General features: G+C 58.8%; 18 protein-coding genes. 7 read left to right on the top strand and 11 right to left on the bottom strand.

Annotation, left to right across the window (positions count from 1 at the left end; genetic code table 11):
- The 6 genes from G7W63_RS12585 to G7W63_RS12560 all read right to left on the bottom strand — a co-directional run bounded on the left by G7W63_RS12585 (nt 1) and on the right by G7W63_RS12560 (nt 6,746).
- A complete protein-coding gene (locus G7W63_RS12585; protein ID WP_242634413.1) occupies nt 1–1,080 on the bottom strand; it encodes an efflux RND transporter periplasmic adaptor subunit in 1,080 nt (359 codons plus the stop codon).
- Entirely contained in the window at nt 1,077–1,754 is a 678-nt protein-coding gene (locus G7W63_RS12580) for a TetR/AcrR family transcriptional regulator (RefSeq protein WP_166258491.1), read from the bottom strand. Before G7W63_RS12580 ends, G7W63_RS12585 begins: the two co-directional genes overlap by 4 nt.
- A 206-nt stretch (nt 1,755–1,960) precedes the next feature.
- A complete protein-coding gene (locus G7W63_RS12575) occupies nt 1,961–2,719 on the bottom strand; it encodes a substrate-binding periplasmic protein (RefSeq protein ID WP_166258488.1) in 759 nt (252 codons plus the stop codon).
- A 482-nt stretch (nt 2,720–3,201) separates the two neighbouring features.
- The gene (locus tag G7W63_RS12570) at nt 3,202–4,338 is read right to left on the bottom strand and encodes a proline racemase family protein (RefSeq protein ID WP_242634412.1); all 1,137 of its coding nucleotides are present in this window, start codon (nt 4,336–4,338) and stop codon (nt 3,202–3,204) included.
- Nucleotides 4,319–5,434 carry an alcohol dehydrogenase family protein gene (locus G7W63_RS12565; RefSeq protein ID WP_166258484.1) on the bottom strand — a complete coding sequence of 372 codons (1,116 nt, stop codon included), beginning with the start codon at nt 5,432–5,434 and terminating at the stop codon, nt 4,319–4,321. Before G7W63_RS12565 ends, G7W63_RS12570 begins: the two co-directional genes overlap by 20 nt.
- Before the next feature lie 184 nt (nt 5,435–5,618).
- Complete coding sequence (locus G7W63_RS12560; RefSeq protein WP_166258481.1) at nt 5,619–6,746, bottom strand: AI-2E family transporter; 1,128 nt, start codon at nt 6,744–6,746, stop codon at nt 5,619–5,621.
- Nucleotides 6,747–6,949: 203 nt separating this feature from the next.
- On the opposite strand from G7W63_RS12560, the gene G7W63_RS12555 reads away from it, so the two are divergent.
- From G7W63_RS12555 to G7W63_RS12545, 3 genes are all read left to right on the top strand, one after another.
- Nucleotides 6,950–7,378 (top strand): SRPBCC family protein, encoded by a 429-nt coding sequence (locus G7W63_RS12555; protein ID WP_166258478.1) that lies wholly within the window; start codon nt 6,950–6,952, stop codon nt 7,376–7,378.
- Between the two features lie 70 nt (nt 7,379–7,448).
- A complete protein-coding gene (locus G7W63_RS12550) occupies nt 7,449–8,354 on the top strand; it encodes a cation diffusion facilitator family transporter (protein ID WP_166258475.1) in 906 nt (301 codons plus the stop codon).
- Between the two features lie 26 nt (nt 8,355–8,380).
- On the top strand, nt 8,381–9,304 hold the full coding sequence (locus tag G7W63_RS12545; protein ID WP_166258472.1) for a haloalkane dehalogenase: 924 nt from the start codon (nt 8,381–8,383) through the stop codon (nt 9,302–9,304).
- Nucleotides 9,305–9,332: 28 nt separating this feature from the next.
- On the opposite strand, the gene G7W63_RS12540 is transcribed toward G7W63_RS12545, so the two are convergent.
- Nucleotides 9,333–9,854, bottom strand: coding sequence for a shikimate kinase (locus G7W63_RS12540; RefSeq protein ID WP_166258469.1), 522 nt, complete (start codon nt 9,852–9,854; stop codon nt 9,333–9,335).
- Between the two features lie 294 nt (nt 9,855–10,148).
- On the opposite strand from G7W63_RS12540, the gene G7W63_RS12535 reads away from it, so the two are divergent.
- The gene (locus tag G7W63_RS12535) at nt 10,149–10,421 is read left to right on the top strand and encodes a hypothetical protein (RefSeq protein ID WP_166258466.1); all 273 of its coding nucleotides are present in this window, start codon (nt 10,149–10,151) and stop codon (nt 10,419–10,421) included.
- A 9-nt stretch (nt 10,422–10,430) separates the two neighbouring features.
- Nucleotides 10,431–10,928, top strand: coding sequence for a phage holin family protein (locus G7W63_RS12530; protein WP_166258463.1), 498 nt, complete (start codon nt 10,431–10,433; stop codon nt 10,926–10,928).
- 56 nt (nt 10,929–10,984) lie between these two features.
- On the opposite strand, the gene G7W63_RS12525 is transcribed toward G7W63_RS12530, so the two are convergent.
- Nucleotides 10,985–11,269, bottom strand: a complete 285-nt coding sequence (locus G7W63_RS12525) for a DUF1330 domain-containing protein (RefSeq protein WP_166258460.1) — start codon at nt 11,267–11,269, stop codon at nt 10,985–10,987.
- Between the two features lie 118 nt (nt 11,270–11,387).
- Between G7W63_RS12525 and G7W63_RS12520 the strand changes: the two genes are divergently transcribed.
- On the top strand, nt 11,388–12,104 hold the full coding sequence (locus tag G7W63_RS12520) for a YebC/PmpR family DNA-binding transcriptional regulator (protein WP_166258457.1): 717 nt from the start codon (nt 11,388–11,390) through the stop codon (nt 12,102–12,104).
- A 38-nt stretch (nt 12,105–12,142) separates the two neighbouring features.
- Here G7W63_RS12520 and G7W63_RS12515 read toward each other — a convergent pair whose 3' ends face one another.
- From G7W63_RS12515 to G7W63_RS12505, 3 genes are all read right to left on the bottom strand, one after another.
- Complete coding sequence (locus tag G7W63_RS12515) at nt 12,143–13,741, bottom strand: GMC family oxidoreductase (RefSeq protein WP_166258454.1); 1,599 nt, start codon at nt 13,739–13,741, stop codon at nt 12,143–12,145.
- Between the two features lie 105 nt (nt 13,742–13,846).
- On the bottom strand, nt 13,847–15,241 hold the full coding sequence (gene pntB, locus G7W63_RS12510) for a Re/Si-specific NAD(P)(+) transhydrogenase subunit beta (protein WP_166258633.1): 1,395 nt from the start codon (nt 15,239–15,241) through the stop codon (nt 13,847–13,849).
- A gap of 12 nt (nt 15,242–15,253) precedes the next feature.
- Nucleotides 15,254–16,831, bottom strand: a complete 1,578-nt coding sequence (locus G7W63_RS12505) for a Re/Si-specific NAD(P)(+) transhydrogenase subunit alpha (RefSeq protein WP_166258451.1) — start codon at nt 16,829–16,831, stop codon at nt 15,254–15,256.
- 382 nt (nt 16,832–17,213) lie between these two features.
- On the opposite strand from G7W63_RS12505, the gene G7W63_RS12500 reads away from it, so the two are divergent.
- Nucleotides 17,214–18,185, top strand: a complete 972-nt coding sequence (locus tag G7W63_RS12500; protein WP_166258448.1) for a threonine/serine dehydratase family protein — start codon at nt 17,214–17,216, stop codon at nt 18,183–18,185.
- The last annotated feature ends 13 nt before the right edge of the window (nt 18,186–18,198 follow it).

Here is an 18,198-nt window from a genome sequence, read left to right as displayed (position 1 = left end):
TCAGCTGTCCTCAGGCACAGGATCAACCCTGGCGCCCAGCGACACAAAGCCGCCGCCAAGGGTGATCAGACGAACGCCATCCGGCAGCCCGGCAACCCAGGCGCCCTCGGTTGTGGCACTGAGCAACTCCACCTCGGCGAACTGTACCCGGTCCTGGTCATCCACATGGTGCACCCCAAGGCGGCCGTCATCCCCCAGCTTGAGATAGGCCGGAGACAGGAATACGGCCGGTCGCTCAGGCAGATGAATCTTTATTGTTGCGCTGGCGCCTGCCACCCGCCAGTTGTCGGGATTGGCAACCTCCACTTCGACCCGGAAGCTCCGGGTCTCCTCGTCGGCGGCGCTGGCAATGAAACTGACCCTGCCTTCCAGGCTCCTGCCGTCCAGCAGTTCCAGCGTGACCTCCTGCCCGGGGGCCAGATTGGTTACCGATTGCTGGGGCGCAAAGCCGGTGACCTTCAACCGTTCCACCTGCACAAGCTCCAGCAAGGCCTGGCCAGGTTGCACATATTCCCCCAACTCCACATAGCGTCGGTTGACCACGCCATCAAATGGCGCCCGGGGCCTGAGATGGCGAGACGCCAGCTGGGCCGCCTCAAGCTCCGCCCTGGCCCCGGCCAGCTCGCTTTCAAGACGCAGTTTTTCGGTCTGGGACACGAGGTTGTCGGCCCGCAGACGATCCGTTGCCGCCAGTTCCGCCTCAATCTGGCGGACCCTGGCCTGGGCCCTGAGAATGTTGCCGGCGCGATCATCATCGGACAGCCGGATAAGCGAGTCGCCCTTTGCGACCTGGTCACCCTGAGCCACCGGCAGCTCTTCGATGGCGCCGTCAACCCGGGCGTCAATGGAAGCGCTGCGCCAGGGCTCTACCTGGCCCTGGATCATCATGCTGGGCGCAAAGCTGTCGCTTTGAAGTATCTGAACCTGAACCCTGGGCGGCTTTTCCTCACCTACAGTTTCACGCTCAGGCGTCTCATCACTGGCCACCTTCACATCGCCGCTGGCCATCCACACCACCAGAACGATGACAACCAGCAGAGCCAGTCCCAGTGAGCCGAACTTGATTTTTCCCCGGTTCACGTTGATTCTCCTTCTGTATTTGGCCCCTGTCGTTCCAGGGTTGCGCCTATGGCCGAGGCACCAAGCAACCCGGCAATCATGAAGTCAGCAACGTGATCGAAATACCTCGCCATATCCGGTGTCGTGCTCCAGTGTCCGAAGCCGCCGGCGGCCACCCGGGCCATGACGCCATGAAAGCCCGCCTCAATGCCCCAGAAAACCGACTCGATCGGCACCTGGGGAATCTCGCCCCGGGCCACGGCGGCTTCCAGAAGCTCGTTGAAGAGCCGGGTGTAACCCACCTCGAGTTCGGCAAACCGGGACTGAAAACGAGGCCCGAGGCGTTCCTGGAACTCAGGCCGTTCGCAGTGAAGACTGAGCTGGACTTCCGTTGGGTGCTGGTGCATCAGGTCGAACGACAGCCGGATGACGGCGCGCATCGACGCCAACGCCTGGTCGCCAATACCTTGCCGGCGATACGCCTCCAGGCAGCGTTGTGAGAAATCCAGCGCCAGCCTGGCGTAGATCTCATCTTTGGTGGCAAAGTGCTTGTAAACGGTACCCTTACCTATGCCGGCGGCATCGGCAACCTGCGCGACCGTTACCTGCTCCCAGCCATGCTTCTGGAACAGCTTGAGGGCGGTCGCCAACAGTGTCTGCTCCCGTTTACGGAAGACCTCATCCTGATAACCCATAGAAAACCCGGTTTTTTAGCGGACTGGTCGATGGCCATCAGATGGCATCGACTCGTGACTGGCGGTCATATTATGACTGTTGGTCATTGTTGGCAACAGGAGAATTGCCCCGGACGCTCGCGCGGCCGGGGCCTAAGCTACTGATGATCAGAAACTAGAAAGGTTGTGCTAGCAGGAAAGATGCGCCAGCAGTGCTGACGCCAATGTCAGCGATATCGCGCTTCGATACCGTCCAGCCTTCCGGAAGCACGGGCTTTATCAAGGGCTTTCTGCAAATCCGCTACGATTCCCGGCGCTGTCTGGTTACTCACAGCCAGGTACATCGGAGTCTCCCTGAACACCAGAACTGGCACCAAGCCTTCAATATCATGCTCTTCCCGAGCGACTTTCGGCCCGACAAGCCCGTCCGTTACCCACAGGTCGGCCTGTCCAAGCGCAAGTCTGCGGGGGTTCTGTTCACCCGACATGCTCATGACGACGTTGAAGCCTTCTGCCACGAGGTAGTCAGACATGACGTCACCTTTATAGCCGGCAATCTGGTACTGCCGCGCTTCCTCGAGGGATGACAGCCTGATTTCTGAGCCCGGAGCGGCAAACAGGGTCCACTTGATTGGCGCCAGTGGGCCGACCCACTGAAAGTCATTTTCACGCTCGTCTGTGCGGGCGGTACAGAACAGGGCGTGGTTTTCCCGTCCCTGAACCCAATCGTAGGAACGGCTCCAGTCCCGCATTTTCATAACATAGTCATAGTCCACGTTCGACATCATGATCTTTACGATGTCACTGCAGATACCGGCAATATCTTCTACCCCATGGGCAAAGCCCTGGCCCGTGGTGGACAGGTTGTAGGGCGGGTAATTCTCGGTGAAGAGATATAGTTTTTCCTTGGCGACCGCTGCCGATGGCACAAGGGCAAGCAGGATCAGAAGCTGAACTGTTTTAGCAAGAGCAGAGGTGATGCGCATTCGTGGGTCCTCTTGGGCCGAGATAAAAATACGTGATAGGCCTGCCGTCGTAAAGGTCCCCCAACAGACCCCGGACAGCCATTCCCGGTTCCGGGTGTCAGTTCAGGCCAGTCGATATGAACTTTTTCGCCAATTAGCCGCAGTATAGTTGCTCTTTCGAACGAAAAAGTCAGTGACAAAACGTAACCGGCTTGCTGGGGCTCACAAACCAGGGGTGCAGAAGCTTTAGAACGGCCAATCCGACATCTACGCCGGATTGACGTTTCTGAGGTTTACCAGGCCTTGAAAGGAAGGAGCTTGCCATTCAGGGCGGCCCGGTCCCGGACTCTTCCTCCCGGGCGACGCCCATGGTGAAAGCGATGGCGCGCTCATGATTCCGGCACCAAGCTGGAGGAAAGTGCAGAGTTCGTGCCAGGCGTTGAGGCAAGTGTTGAGCTGGCCTGACCCAGAGTACAGGCCAGCTCCGTTCAGACACTCAGAGATCAAGACTGAGGCGGTATCTCATGGGAATTGAGAACGCCTTCAAGGTCTTTCATATCCACCAGCGGATCATCGAGATCAAGCATCACCTGAGACCTGGCAATGGTCCAGGCTCTGCCCGTGATATCCGTATGGAGGCCTTTGTGGGAGCCAACCATAGCTTCACCCAGGACCATTCCCATGAAGGAGCTGCCGCGGGGCGATATGGTCTCCAGTGTCTGGTCTTCTTTGATCATACCCATTTCATACATCAGGGCGAGGCGGGCTGAGGTGCCGGTTCCGGTCGGGCTTCGGCAAATCACCCCGGGGTGTACGTAGGTGGCGGACCGGGACCGGAACCCGTGCTCATCAACGGCTTCAACAGGCCCCATGAAATGGGCAAAAGGCAGGGGTCCTACATGGCCAAGCTCAGGATGTTCCTGGGTCACGGCCGGTCGGGCAGCATCGACGAACGCCATGCCAAAGGACGCCAGCGCCTTCATTTCATCGTTCACCAGCCCGAAGCCCAGCGAGGTTGCATCTATCATGGCGAAGTAGGCGCCACTCCAGACCAGATCAAACGGCACCCGGCCAAATCCGGGGACATCGGCTACCATATCGCGGGCCGCTACGAACGCAGGCTCGCTCTGGGTGGTAATGGCTTCGACCCTGCCATTGCGATTATAGGCTTTCACATGGGCCAGGCCTGCCGGCGATTCCAGTACGAGCTGCTGCTCGCCCTCCTCCATAGGCACAATGCCATTTTCCAGGATGGCCGCCGCCGTGCAGATGGTGTTGGAGCCCGAATACAATGGGTACCCCATGGCCTCCATGATGATATAGCCCGCCTGCGCCTCGGGATTGTCAGGCGGCACAATCAGGTCAATGGACATGAAGGGGTCCCCGTAGGGCTCCGACAACAGCCAGCGACGGAAACCGTCACCGTGCTTCTGGATATAGCGCATCTGCTCCAGAACGGTGCCGCCCGGCAAATGGCCCACTCCCCGGGTGATGATACGGCTGACATCACCCCCGGACTGCATGTCCACCAGTTCGATGGAACGAGTCCGATGCCCCGGCGGCGTATCGCCGCCGACTACGGCCCGACGGCGCCTGTCGCGCCCCTGTCTGCGTTCGAGGCTATCGTTCATCTTTGGCATGAGGGGCTCCTACTGCATCCCACTTGCTGTCCGGCACAACAACCAGTTTGCCGACGTAGGACTTGGACATGAATGCGGTCTGGGCGGTATGAAAGTCGGAAAGTCGGTAGGTGCGATCCAGCAGCGAGCGGATCTTGCCTTGCTCGATGTACTTCAGCAGCCGGCGAAATGCCCTGCGGGTGCCCTGGGAGGAACCGTGCAGCTCCTGTTGCTTGAGGTAGAGCGTACGCAGATCAAGGTCCACCACCGGTCCGCCAATGGCTCCGGCCGTGGTATAGCGCCCCTCCATTTTCAGAATCCGGAGCAGGTCGTTAAACATGGGGCCTGCCACCAGGTCCGCCACCACATCCACGGGCTTGCCGGCGGTGGCCTCTTCGGTTTTCTGCACCAGATCGCCTTCACCCCGGGTAACCGTAGCCTCTGCCCCAATGTCCTTCATGGCCTGGACTTTACCGGCGGAGGTCACAGCGTAGGGAATAGCACCCCGGGCCCGAGCCAGTTGCAGTATGGCAGACCCCACGCCACCGGAAGCACCGGTCACCAGAACCCGCTCACCGGCTGCCAGCCGCGCCCGGTCCAGCATGTGTTCGCCGGTCAGATAGGCGCATGAAAAGGTGGCCAGCTCGGCGTCGGTCATCTCGGTATCAACGGTATAGGCGTTGGCGGCAGGTACGGTGGTGTATTCGGCATAGCCACCGTCGCGGCCGTGACCGATGTAATCAATATCTGCGAGGCTGTCATCACCTTCAGGGCGGTTATAGATGCTAAAATCAACGATTACCCGCTGGCCAATGCGGGATTGGTCCACTCCTGGCCCGACAGCGACGACCTTGCCGACGATATCCGTACCCTGAATGCGCGGGAATTCCAGGGTTGAGCGGCCCCGCCGCCAGGTGGATACAGCCGTGGGATCGGTATCGCTGCCATAGGCGCCTTCACGGACCCAGACATCGGTGTTGTTCATACCACAGGCGCTGACTTCGATCAGCACCTCTTCCGCGTCCGGCTCGGGTACCGGTACATCGTCGCGGTAAACAAGTTTGTCCAGCCCGCCGTGGCCCGTGAGCTGAACGGCTTTCATCGTTGTGGGAATCATGCTCCCTCCTGCTCGTTTACCTGCTTCCTGTGCCAGGAACCTTTAACCGGAGGATCCGGCCAAAGGCGAGCCGTCATGCAACGGCACAATTTTATCCTAGGTCATTTTTCGAGCAGAGTCAGGGGGCCCCCGATTACCTTTTTTAAACCACGTTCACTACTATGCCAGTGCACCTTTTCCCTCTCTAGCGTGCAATCACCCGGTAGATCGGGCGCAGCTTGGGTATCTGCTTGAGGACAACCTGGATTACCGTCATCAGCGGCACCGCCAGCAGCACCCCGACCGGGCCCCAAAGCCAGCCCCAGAAGAAAATCGAGATAAAGATGACGACCGGGTTGATGGCCATGCGAAAGCCATGAATCCAGGGCTCAATGAAGAAGCCGACCAGAGCCGTCAGTACCAGGTACCCGACCGGAAGAATGGCGATCATCCAGAGTTCATCAAGACTGGCGGCAGAAACCACGGCAAGTATGGCAATGGTCATGATCACCCCCAGGTAGGGTATAAAACGTGCCAGGCCTGCCACAACGCCCCAGACGGCTGGCGTCGGCAGCCCCACCGCCCACGCCATCAAGCCGGTGACCACCCCCACCACGGTATTGCTGATGCCGATGACCGCCAGATAACGGGCAATCTCCTCCTGGGAGCCCCGGACAATCTGCAGTGCCTTGCGCCTTCGTCTGCGGGGTAGCTGACGCACAAAATTCTGGATCAGACGGTCACCACCCACCAACAGAAAGTAGGTAAGAGCCAGTGCCAGCGCCAGCCCGGCAAGCCCGTTGCGCAGCTTACTGAGAACCTGGCTGCGCCAGGATTCTGTTGCCAGAATAACCGGCTGAGGTTCGGCCCCGTTGTCCGAGAGGCCCTCAACGGATTCTTCCATCTGCTCTGCGGACCGGTTGAGTTTGTCGATCTGGGTCTTGAGCACGCTGTCGCCAACCAGGATTTCCGACAGACTGTCCGGTGCCTCTTCAGCCCAATCCAGGGCCGGCTGGCCAACCGCCCAGCCAACCCCTGCAAGGCCGGCAATCAGCAGCAGCATCAGGACCAGCGCGCTGGCCACCCGGGGAATGCCCATGCGATAGCCCCGGTAGACCAGGGGCGAAAGTAGAAGGCTGGTCATGATTGCCAGAACGATGGGCAGGATAATGCTGTGGGCGGCATACAGGGTGTAAAGTATGCCCAGCATGAACAATCCCTGCAGGGGCGTGGCAAGGTCACCCTGAAACAGGCGTTCGGCCGGGCTGGCTCTGGTTGAACCGTTGTTGTTATGGGTCTGTTCTAAACGAGAATGGGACGACTGATCTTCCATGAGCGGTCCTGATATTGACGGTAACCGCTAACTCTACCTGCTTTTCCCGACGCCTGTCACCGCCTGCCCTCCTGCCATCCGTCCAACGGGGGCGCTGTCTGGACAGGGCAGTCGGGCCAATTACTTCGTAACGACCGGCGATGTCTTTTTTTCACTGCAGGAACAGGCTAGTCTGTTTCGAACCATGAGAATCAGGTACTGATATGGCAAGCTACACGATTGATATTGATGAAACTTATAGCGTTTCCCGACCGCGGGCTTTCGCCCTGTTTGCCGACCACCGGAGGTTCGGAAAACTCCTCGGAGCACCAGTCAAACGCGTCAAGGACAGCCAGCAGGCAGATCCCAACGGTCTGGGTTCAGTACGAAAAATAGGGCTCGGCCCCATCGGGCTGGAAGAAACCATTATCCGCTTTGAACCTGACGAACTGATCGAATACAGCATCACCAGCATCAGCCCTTTGCGTAACCATCTTGGCCGTATCCGCTTTACAGATGCGCCTGGGGGCCGGACAACCATCAACTACTCCATCCGTTTCGACGACATTGTGCCGTTTACCGGAAAACTGGTTCATATGGCGCTGGAGAAGGGTATCCGCAAGGGCATGAGGCGGGTGCCAGAACTGGCCTGACTTTCTGGACCGCGCCCATCAGGCACCCAGGCCAACCGGACACAATCTGGATTGATGACAAGGAACCTGCATGGCTCACGCCCATGATCATCACAGCCCTGGCCACGGGGTCCGTAATTACAACCGTACCTTCGCCATAGCTATTGGCCTGAACGTCGCCTTTGTTGTGGTGGAGGTCATCTATGGGCTTCTTGCCGGCTCGCTGGCCTTACTGGCAGATGCCGGCCACAACCTTAGCGATGTGCTGGGGCTGCTTCTGGCCTGGGGGGCGAGCTATCTTGCCAGTCGTCAGGCCTCCCGCTGGCGCACCTATGGCCTACGCAAAACCACCATTCTGGCGGCCTTGTTCAATGCCCTGATCCTACTGGTGGCCATAGGCGCCATTGCCTGGGAGGCGATCAGCCGACTGAATACCCCAGCAGAAGTGGCGGGGATAACGGTCATTGTGGTGGCAGGGATAGGGGTAGTCATCAACGCCGCAACCATGATGCTGTTTATGGCCGACCGTAAGTCCGACCTGAACATTCGCGGTGCTTTCGTGCACATGGCAGCCGATGCCGGTATCTCACTGGGCGTCGTTATAACGGGCATAGTCATTCTGTACAGCGGTGTGCAATGGCTCGATCCATTGATCAGCCTGCTGATCGCAGCGGTCATTTTTGTGGGCACCTGGGCCCTGCTCAGGGATTCGCTCAATCTTGCACTCGATGCCGTGCCCAAAGGTATTGAGCCGAAGGAAATCGAAGCCTTTCTGGTCAGCCTGGAAGGGGTCGAAGCTGTGCATGACCTGCACATATGGGGCATCAGCACCACGGAGGTAGCGCTTACCGCACATCTGGTCAAGCCTGACCCCTCCGACGACGACAAGGTCATCGCGGAGATCAGCCGCGTGCTCAAGGACCGCTACCGGATCGACCATGCCACCATACAATGGGAGCGCGATACCCGGGTCTGCCCCAGTGGGGTAGAGTGTTAGTTTTGCAACCAGACAGGGAAGCCTTAATGAAAACCTTGAGAACACCCGAATCGCGTTTTAAACGACTGCTCGATTACCCGTTCGAACCTCACTACCTGGAGGTCGACGGTATGCGCATGCATTACGTGGATGAAGGCCCCTCCAACGCCAGGCCCGTGCTGATGCTCCACGGCGAGCCGTCCTGGTCCTATCTGTACCGTCACATGATTCCGATCTGCGCAGCCGCCGGCCACCGGGTAATTGCTCCGGACCTGATCGGCTTCGGCAAATCCGACAAACCGGTAAAGGTGGACGACTACAGTTACCAGAGCCACCTTGACTGGCTGCTGTCCTTGCTGGATCAACTGGCACTTACCGACATTACCCTCGTCTGCCAGGACTGGGGCTCATTGCTGGGCCTGCGACTGGCAGCGGAACATCCCGATCGGTTCAGGGCCATTGTCGTGGGTAATGGCATGTTACCCACCGGTGATCAGGCAGTACCCAAAGCCTTCCAGCTATGGCGTGGCTTTGCCATGTACAGCCCCTGGTTTCCCATTTCCCGTATCGTCAACGCTGGCAGTTTCCGCACTCTCGGGCCCGAGGAGCGTCGTGCCTATGATGCGCCCTTCCCCAGCAGCAAGTACAAGGCCGGAACCCGGGCTTTTCCCAAGTTGGTGCCCGTAACCCCTGACAACCCGGCGTCCGAACCCAACCGCAAGGCCTGGAAAGTACTGGAAAACTGGCAGAAACCGTTCCTAACCACCTTCAGTAACGGCGACCCCATTATGCGGGGCGGCGACAAGTACATGCAGGAACGCATCCCCGGCGCCAAGGGCCAGCCCCATGTCACCCTGACAGGCGGTCACTTTCTCCAGGAAGACTCGCCGGTGCAGTTTGCCCGGACTGTTAACGACCTGCTTGAGCGTATTGAGAGTGATAACAGTCAAACTGATAAAAGCGGTCAGTGATCGCCTGGGCAATAGTCCGGATGACTTGTTATCCAGCCCTCTGGCGAATAGCCGCCAGGATGTGATCGCAGGTCTGCTCCTGATCAAGGGTGTCCGCAGAGACGATGATGTCAGCATACTGGCGGTAGAGCCGGCCGCGCTCATGGAAGAGCGCCTGGATGCTCTGGTCCGCTCGCTTTGAAATGCCCCGCAGACTGAAGTCGCCGATGCGCGCTTCCACTGTAGCGAGGCTGACATCCAGAAAAACAATTACCCCCGAGCGCCTCAGGTGCTGCATGGCAGCGTCGCTGTAGACGGCGCTGCCTCCGGTGGCGATAACATGGCGTGCCAGCTCGATTTGCAGCAACTCACGCTCCTCAACTTTGCGCAGCGTTTGGTAGCCGCTGCGGTCGACAATCTCCTGCAGAGTCTGGCCAGTAGCAGTCTGGATCAGCAAGTCAGTGTCCACGAAGCCCCGGGCTGACCGTTTGGCAAGCAATACTCCGACTGTACTCTTGCCCGAACCGGGCATACCTATGAGAACGACATTAGTGCGTTCAGGCGCGACCATCTGAGGTCATCCTTTGACTGGACGCCCCATCGCAGCCACGATTGTATGTGCCGTGCCTGCTGGAGCAGAAAGTGAGTATGCCGCCATGTACCCTGGCGGTCCGGTCTGGTTAAAACTATAACTGGTCAGGCAGTTTATTACCTTTGAAAGGGCTACTTTGCGCTACAGGCATTGAAAAAACTCAAGCGCGGCCATAGTGTAAGGGGTATGCCGCGGCTCAAATGATGTTCCAATGGCATATTTCGAGTGGCCTCAAGCCATTCACCTACAAGCTTGAACAAAAAGGAGAACCCCATGGCGGACCAGGACGTAGACAAGCTTCGCAGTGAAGTAACCCAATTGCGCAACGACATGCGCAGCATTACCGAGACCCTCAAAACCATGGCTGCTAACCGGACCGAACAGAGCTATGACCAGGTCAAGGCCGGTATGGACCAGGCCCAAACCAGCGCCCGCAAGGCAACGAACGCAGTGGAGTCGCAGATCGAAGACAAGCCGTTCAGCAGCGTCCTGCTTACCTTCGTAATCGGTCTGATCACCGGTCTGCTTGTCCAGTCACGCCGCTAGGTTGTTTCCATGATTCGTGAAACAGTGGTACAGGCACTGTTTTCCATGACACTCCTGTGTCTGTCCGTGCTGGTGGCTCTGGTCGGGTTCGGCTTCATGGTTGCCGGGCTGTATCTGGGTCTAACCCATTGGTGGCCCCCGGCCGGTGCCGCAGCAGCGACAGGCTTTGTGATGCTGGTGGTCGCGCTGATCATCGTGCTGATCGCCAAGGCCGTACTGACCCCGCCCCCCAAGCCCTTGGCCGAAGAGCCGCCGGCAGAGGACCTGGCTGGTATTGGCGGGTTGATGGCTGAAGCTGCAGCGATGAACAAGCTTGTCGGGCAACTAGAGAAAACGGTCAGGGAGCACAGGCCGCTGGTTACCGCGAGCACCTTCGCTGCGGGGTTCTACCTTGGCGTCAATCCGCAAGCCAGGCGGACCCTGGGGCGGGCTATCTCAGACGCTGCCTCCCAAGGTCTGGGAGGCGCGCGTGATCCTGCAAGGCGAAAGCCCCGGCCACCGGAATGAGTCCAGAAAACCCCCGGCATTACCTGCTGGGGTGCTTCCCCGGTTTCGTCAGCCCTCTATGTTTCGTAGGCAATGATAACCACGTCAGCGGCCCTGTCCCGCAGCGGCACCAACGCCTGATAGCGGTCACCGTAGTACCACCCCTGAAGCGTTGCAATATCCGGAAACTCGATAACGACTACCTGCGTGTGGCTGTCGTCCCCGGCCAGCGCCAGAGACTTGTGACCCCGGAGCAGAACCTTTGCACCGTGCCCCGCCAGTGATTCGGTAACGCCCGCCACGTATTGCTGCCAGAGTGATGTGTCCCTGACCATAACCCGACCCAAGAGATGTGCTGTCATTGGCAGATTTTCCTGTATGAAAGGCGAAGTGACTCCATAGTAACGAACAGAAATGGATCTGACGCCGGTATTGTGTGTAAAATTTGGCTCCTTTTTCGGATACCAATGAGACAGTGTAATGGGCAGAGCCTACCAGAACCGCAAAGACTCCATGGCCAAGACGGCAAACGCCAAAACCAAGGTCTACAGCAAATACGGGCGCGAGATCTATGTATGCGCCAAGGCTGGCGGAACCGATCCTGATGGCAACCTTTCGCTCCGGGGCCTCATAGACCGGGCCAAGAAAGACCAGGTGCCGGCCCATGTGATTGAAAAGGCCATCGACAAGGCCCGGGGCGGCGGCGGTGAGGATTTCTCGACCGCTCGCTACGAGGGGTTTGGCCCGGGCAACTGCATGGTCATCATTGATTGCCTCACGGACAACCCAAACCGGACCTTTGGTGACGTGCGCCAGTGCTTTACCAAGACCAAGTGTAAAATCGGCACCCCGGGCAGCGTCAGCCACATGTTCGACCACTGCGCCATTCTCGCTTTTCAGGGTGACGATGAGGAAGCCGCCCTTGAAGCGCTCATGGAAGCAGACGTGGATGTAAGTGACATTGAGAACGAAGACGGCAGGATTACGGTATTCGCCCCCAATACAGACTACGCCAAAGCCAAGCAGGCCTTGATTGAAGCCTTTGGTGAACTGGAGTTCGACGTTGACGAAATCCAGTTCCTGCCCCAGACCACCACGCCGGTGGAAGGGGATGACGTTGCCATGTTCGAGAAATTCCTCGACATGCTGAACGAACTCGACGACGTCCAGAACGTCTACCACAACGCCGAAGCCTGAGAGATCCCGCCGGCCCTTTGGCTGGGCCGGCATGACTGTCAGCCGCCAGCGCGAATCATGTCGGCGGCCTTCTCGGCAATCATGATCGTGGGCGCATTGGTATTGCCACCAATGATTGTCGGCATTACGGAGGCGTCAATAACCCGCAGTCCTTCCACCCCCCTGACCCTCAGGGTCGGATCCACCACTGCATCCTCGTCCGCACCCATCCTGCAGGTGCCTACCGGGTGGTACACGGTGTCCACTCGCTGTCGCAGGATGTCGCGTATATCATCGTCGGTTTTGACATTGCCGGTGAAAATATCCTTCTCGATGAACTGGGCAAGAGCCGGCGCCTTCATGAGTCGCTCCGTCATCTTGTAACCCTCGACCATCTCCTCAAGATCCTCCGGGTTACTTAAGAAAGCAGGGTCTATGGCCGGCGGCGACTCCGGGTTGGCATCCTTGAGCCAGATGCTGCCCGTGCTTTTTGGCCTGAGCAGACAGAAGTGGCAGGAAAAACCATGGCCGCGGTGCAGCGTTCTGGCGTGGTCATCCACAAGGGCAATCACAAAATGCAGCTGAATGTTGGGGGCTTCAAGTTCAGGCCGGGTTTTCAGAAAACCGCCGCCCTCGGCAAAGTTTGAGGTCACAAGGCCACGGCGGACTTTGCGGTAATGGCGTATCTGCCGAAATAGGTGCAGCCCGCCTTTGAGGGACAGGCCCAGCAAACTGTCGTCTTTTGACTTGTAGGCGAAGATGAAATCCGGGTGATCTTTCAGGTTTTTGCCCACCTCAGGCGAGTGGTGGATGACCTCGATATCATGCCGGGCAAGTTCCGTGCTGTCCCCCACTCCCGACAACATAAGGATCTGGGGGCTCTGGAGCGCTCCGGCGCAGACAAGCACCTCCCGACGCGCTTTCACCGTATAGGTCTTACCCTTCTGGCGGTATTCCACCCCAACGGCGCGCTTGCCATCGAACAAAACACGAAGCGTAAGGGCGCCAGTCTCGATCCGGAGGTTCTTTCGTGTGGTCCGGTGAGGCTCCACATAACCCCGGTAGCTGCTCCAGCGTTCACCATTGGCCTGGGTGACCTGATAGAGCCCGATGCCTTCCTGCTCCGGACCGTTGAAGTCATCATTGACGGGGTAGCCGACTTCCCGGGCAGCCTTGAGGTAGTGCAGCTGGAATGGGTTATCACTGCGCAGGTTGGTCACGCTCAGGGGGCCATCCTGGCCGTGCCACTCGTTGTGAATATCGTAATTATGCTCTGAGCGTTTGAAGTAAGGCAGAACCTCATCAAAGGACCAGCCCGGGTTTCCGAGCCGCGCCCATTCGTCATAGTCCCGCCTGTGGCCGCGGATATAGGCCATGGCATTAATCGCGGAGGAACCACCCAATACCTTGCCTCTGGGCTGGTAGCCCCGGCGGCCGTTGAGGGCAGGCTGGGGCACGGTCTCGAAGCCCCAGTTATTCACCTTCTTCGGCACGGTCAGTACGACGGCCGCGGGAGCGGTCACCAGCCAATGGCTGGCATTGCCCCCGCCAGCCTCGAGCAGAGTCACCTGGGTATTCGGGTCCTCACTGAGCCTGCCGGCCATGACACAACCGGCGGAGCCGCCGCCGACAACGACATAATCTGTTTCAGAGTCCATGGGCTTCCCGTTATTGTTCTGATTCTAGAGTTTATGGCTGTGCCACAAACTCTAGCCTCCCCGGCCAGATAAGAACAGGCCGCCAACAACGCAAAACGGGACAGATTACGAGCGCAAAGCGCCCACCAGTTTGTCGATGGTTGCCTTGGCATCGCCAAACAGCATGCGGGAGTTATCCTTGAAGAACAGCGGGTTCTCGACACCGGAGTAACCGGTTGCCATACCACGCTTGAGGATAACCACTTGCCGGGCTTTCCAGACTTCCAGAACCGGCATGCCCGCGATCGGACTACTAGGGTCCTCCGCTGCCGCCGGGTTAACGGTATCGTTGGCACCGATAACCAGCACCACATCTGTATTGGGGAAATCAGCGTTGATCTCGTCCATTTCCAGCACGATGTCGTAGGGCACATGGGCCTCAGCGAGGAGCACGTTCATGTGGCCCGGCAGGCGCCCGGCAACGGGATGAATGCCAAAGCGCACATTGATGCCCTTCTCCCGCAGAATCCGGGTCATGTCGCTGACACCGTTCTGGGCCTGTGCCACCGCCATACCGTAGCCCGGCACGATGATGACCGAATCCGCATTACGCAGCTCTTCACTGAGTTCATCAATGCTCGTCTCATGGACCGTCTGGTCGCCTTCGACAGCACTGCTGCTACTGCTGGTCTGGCCAAAGCCCCCGAGAATGACTGAGACAAAGGACCGGTTCATGGCTTTGCACATAATGTAGCTCAGGATGGCACCGCTGCTACCCACCAGGGCACCGGTGACGATCAGTAGATCGTTGCCCAGCATGAAACCGATGGAGGCCGCCGCCCAGCCTGAGTAACTGTTCAGCATGGACACCACCACCGGCATGTCGGCGCCGCCGATAGCCATGATGAGGTGTACGCCCAGAACACTGGCGATTACCGTGACCAGTACCAGAGCCAGTATGCCCAGGGCCATGCTCTCGGTACTGAGGAACCAGGCCCCCAGCAACACCGACACAATGATAGCCGCCAGATTCATCAGATGGCGGCCGGGCAGCGTCAGGGCCTTGCTGTCGATCCGGCCATCAAGTTTGCCGCAGGCAACCAGGGACCCGGTAAAGGTTACCGCCCCTATGAAAATACCCAGGAAGACTTCCACCAGTTTGATGGTGTGCTCGGCACCAAAGGTCGGCCGAAGGGGTTCGATATAGCCCGAGAAGCCCACCAGTACCGCTGCCAGCCCGACAAAACTGTGCAGAAGTGCCACCAGCTGTGGCATCTGGGTCATTTCCACCTTGTTCGCCATAACTATGCCGACACTGCCACCCAGCAAAACAGCGATGAGGATGGTGACCATGTCACCGGCGCCGACATTGGCAATGGTGGCCACCATCGCAATGAGTATACCCGCCACCCCGTAAAGGTTACCCCGGCGAGCCGATTCCTGGTGACTGAGGCCACCGAGGCTGAGAATAAACAAGATGCTGGCCACAACGTAGGCCACGCTGACTAGTCCTGTACTGATCATGAGCGTCTCCTACCTGCGGAACATTTTGAGCATGCGATGGGTGACCCTGAAACCGCCGGCCACGTTTATGGTTGCTATGAAGACCGCAACAAAGGCCAAGATGCCGACGACCAGATTCTCTGACTGGGCGAGATGCAGGATCGCACCGATAACAATGATGCCTGAGATGGCATTGGTTACACTCATCAGAGGTGTGTGCAGTGATGCCGTCACGTTCCAGATCACCTGCCAGCCTATGAAGCACGCCAGCACGAACACCGTGAAGTGGCTGAGGAAGCTCTCCGGGGCATAGGCTCCGATGCCATAGAGTGCAGCCACCGTCACCAGTAGCAGGACCACTTTCCCCGTTGTCTTGCGGGTTGCGGCCTTGCTCTGTGCCGCCTTTACCTCTGCCGGCGAAGGCTCTTCAGTGCCCGGCGCCGACTTGGGAATCACCGGAGCCTCGGGTTTCGGTGGCGGCCAGGTAATGTCCTCGCCCTTGACCACGGTAAGCCCGCGAATGACGTCATCTTCCATGTTCACCACAGGCTGGCCGTCTTTCTCCGGGGTCAGCTCGGTCATCAGGTGCACAAGGTTGGTGGCATACAGGTCGCTGGCTACCTTGGCCATCCGGCTGGGCAGGTCGGTGTAGCCAATCAGCGTGACGCCATGCCTTGAAACCACTTTCCCGGGCTCGGTCAGTTCGCAATTGCCACCTCGCTCGGACGCCAGGTCCACAATGACACTGCCCGGCTTCATGGACTTGACCATTGCCTCAGTGATGAGCTTTGGTGCCGGCTTACCTGGTATCAGGGCGGTGGTGATGATGATGTCGACCTCTTTGGCCTGCTCCGCGAACAGGGCCATTTCAGCCTCGATGAACTCGGGGCTCATCTGCTTGGCATAGCCTCCGGAGCCACTGCCTTCCTCGTCGCCAAAGTCCAGCTCAAGGAATTCGGCACCCATGCTTTCGACCTGCTCGCGCACCTCAAGCCGAGTGTCAAAGGCCCGGACAACAGCGCCCATGCCGTTAGCGGTGCCGACGGCGGCAAGCCCTGCTACGCCGGCCCCGATAATCATCACCTTTGCCGGTGGCACTTTGCCTGCCGCTGTGACCTGACCGGTGAAAAAGCGGCCGAAATGACTGGCAGCCTCGACCACGGCCCGATAACCGGCAATATTGGCCATCGCACTCAGGGCGTCCATTTTCTGGGCCCGGCTGATCCGGGGCAGACTGTCTATGGCAAAGGCCGTGACCTTTTTCCCTGCAAGCTGGTCCAGGAGTTCAGGGTTTTGGGCGGGCCACAGATAACTGGCCAGGTAGGCGCCCTCTTTCATAAGCTCGGTTTCGTGCTTGTCCAGCGTAGGGTGCTTGATGGGCGCCCGCACCTTGAGGATGAAATCGGCCTCTTCCCATAAAGAACGGGTATCAACCGCGATAGCAGCGCCGGCCGTGCGATAGGCTTCGTCGTCATAATGGGCGGCCTCACCTGCGCCACTTTCTATAATGACTTCATAACCAAGCTTTATGAGTTTCTGCACTGACGGTGGCGTAGCAGCTACCCGTCGCTCGTCAGAGAAGATCTCTTTTGGGATCCCTATTTTCATCTGTGTCTGCCCTCCAAATGGCCGACCCAAAGGTCAGGCTCAAGCTCCGGTCAAGCCCTGTGCTGGACACTGGGCTTCCGGGGTAAATGTCAGAAGTCGGATACGCTGACTCAACCGCACTCTACTTTGCAGTCCTCTTGAGGACACTTCAAGCTTCGCTAAAGCTCGATACCATACAACAATGTTCGATATCGAACCATCGCAACCCTGTCTCTACCTGGATTCGGGTTATGTATTATTCATGGAAATCATGCGACCGCCAGAGGTCAGAGCTCAGAACCGGATGATTTTCACACTCGTTTGAGGCCGGGACTTGATAGCGGTGGCCGCGTGCCTCATGGTCTATTTAAGTAGGGAACTCCGGCTACGTCGAGGGAATGTCATGACAACACCTGTTTTGCCCGATGAGCGGGTCATACATGCGGCTGCGGATCGGATCGGGCATCAGCTGGAAGAGACGCCATTGCTCCGGGCGCAGGATCTTGAGGTCCCTGGCGGGCCATTGTGGCTGAAATGCGAAAATTTCCAGAGGACCGGCAGCTTCAAGGCCCGTGGGGCACTGAACTGGGTACTCACGGCAAAAGAACACGAGCTGGCACCGGGGCTGGTTACCGTTTCCGCTGGCAACCACGCCATCGCTCTGGCCTGGGCTGCCGCCCACACGAAGACGCCGTTGACGGTCATCATGCCCGAGGGTTCGAGCCCATTGAAGGTCAAGCGGGCCCGCGAACTGGGCGCAGAAGTTATTATCCACGGCAGTATCCACGAGGCCGTGGCCTATTGTCACCAGCTGCGTGACCGCGGCGGACTGACCCTTGTGCACCCCTACAACGACCTGCGCATCATGGCGGGCCAGGGCACGGTAGGCCTGGAGCTGGTACGCCAGCAGCCTGACATCAGGAGAATCCTGTGTCCTATAGGCGGCGGCGGGCTCATTTCGGGGCTGGGCCTGGCGATAAAAACCCGTCGTCCGGACATAGAGCTGATTGGGGTAGAGCCCGAAGGTGCCGCGACAATGCTGAACGCCTGGCAACATGGCCCGGACGCCAGCCTGAAATCGGTCACCACCTGGGCCTCGAGCCTGGCACCGGCCGTTGTGGGGAACTTCACCTATGCCGCCTCGCGCCAAGTAGTGGACCGGATCGTTACCGTAAGCGAGGGAGCCATCCGGGCCGCCACGCGACAGCTGCTGACTCAGACCCGCCTCTTTGTGGAACCGGGCGCCAGTGTCGGCCTGGCGGCCATTCTGGAGAACCGGGTCAGCCCCGATGTGAATCTGCCCACCGCCCTGATCATCACCGGCGGCAACATGGATATAGATCAGGTCAGCCGCTGCCTTTACGACGGCGCCTGAAGGCTGAGGCCTC

The sequence above is a fragment of the Marinobacter salicampi genome, assembly GCF_011074795.1.
Lineage (GTDB): Bacteria > Pseudomonadota > Gammaproteobacteria > Pseudomonadales > Oleiphilaceae > Marinobacter > Marinobacter salicampi.
The sequence above is the reverse complement of the archived record's forward strand: the minus strand, read 5'-3'. Positions and strand labels throughout refer to the sequence as shown.

What these genes read in the sequence shown, in the direction of transcription:
- G7W63_RS12580 (WP_166258491.1), bottom strand. Translation starts at nt 1,754, where the DNA reads ATGGGTTATCAGGATGAGGTCTTCCGTAAACGGGAGCAGACACTGTTG.
- G7W63_RS12575 (WP_166258488.1), bottom strand. Translation starts at nt 2,719, where the DNA reads ATGCGCATCACCTCTGCTCTTGCTAAAACAGTTCAGCTTCTGATCCTG.
- G7W63_RS12570 (WP_242634412.1), bottom strand. Translation starts at nt 4,338, where the DNA reads ATGCCAAAGATGAACGATAGCCTCGAACGCAGACAGGGGCGCGACAGG.
- G7W63_RS12565 (WP_166258484.1), bottom strand. Translation starts at nt 5,434, where the DNA reads ATGATTCCCACAACGATGAAAGCCGTTCAGCTCACGGGCCACGGCGGG.
- G7W63_RS12560 (WP_166258481.1), bottom strand. Translation starts at nt 6,746, where the DNA reads ATGGAAGATCAGTCGTCCCATTCTCGTTTAGAACAGACCCATAACAAC.
- G7W63_RS12555 (WP_166258478.1), top strand. Translation starts at nt 6,950, where the DNA reads ATGGCAAGCTACACGATTGATATTGATGAAACTTATAGCGTTTCCCGA.
- G7W63_RS12550 (WP_166258475.1), top strand. Translation starts at nt 7,449, where the DNA reads ATGGCTCACGCCCATGATCATCACAGCCCTGGCCACGGGGTCCGTAAT.
- G7W63_RS12545 (WP_166258472.1), top strand. Translation starts at nt 8,381, where the DNA reads ATGAAAACCTTGAGAACACCCGAATCGCGTTTTAAACGACTGCTCGAT.
- G7W63_RS12540 (WP_166258469.1), bottom strand. Translation starts at nt 9,854, where the DNA reads ATGGTCGCGCCTGAACGCACTAATGTCGTTCTCATAGGTATGCCCGGT.
- G7W63_RS12535 (WP_166258466.1), top strand. Translation starts at nt 10,149, where the DNA reads ATGGCGGACCAGGACGTAGACAAGCTTCGCAGTGAAGTAACCCAATTG.
- G7W63_RS12530 (WP_166258463.1), top strand. Translation starts at nt 10,431, where the DNA reads ATGATTCGTGAAACAGTGGTACAGGCACTGTTTTCCATGACACTCCTG.
- G7W63_RS12525 (WP_166258460.1), bottom strand. Translation starts at nt 11,269, where the DNA reads ATGACAGCACATCTCTTGGGTCGGGTTATGGTCAGGGACACATCACTC.
- G7W63_RS12520 (WP_166258457.1), top strand. Translation starts at nt 11,388, where the DNA reads ATGGGCAGAGCCTACCAGAACCGCAAAGACTCCATGGCCAAGACGGCA.
- G7W63_RS12515 (WP_166258454.1), bottom strand. Translation starts at nt 13,741, where the DNA reads ATGGACTCTGAAACAGATTATGTCGTTGTCGGCGGCGGCTCCGCCGGT.
- G7W63_RS12505 (WP_166258451.1), bottom strand. Translation starts at nt 16,831, where the DNA reads ATGAAAATAGGGATCCCAAAAGAGATCTTCTCTGACGAGCGACGGGTA.
- G7W63_RS12500 (WP_166258448.1), top strand. Translation starts at nt 17,214, where the DNA reads ATGACAACACCTGTTTTGCCCGATGAGCGGGTCATACATGCGGCTGCG.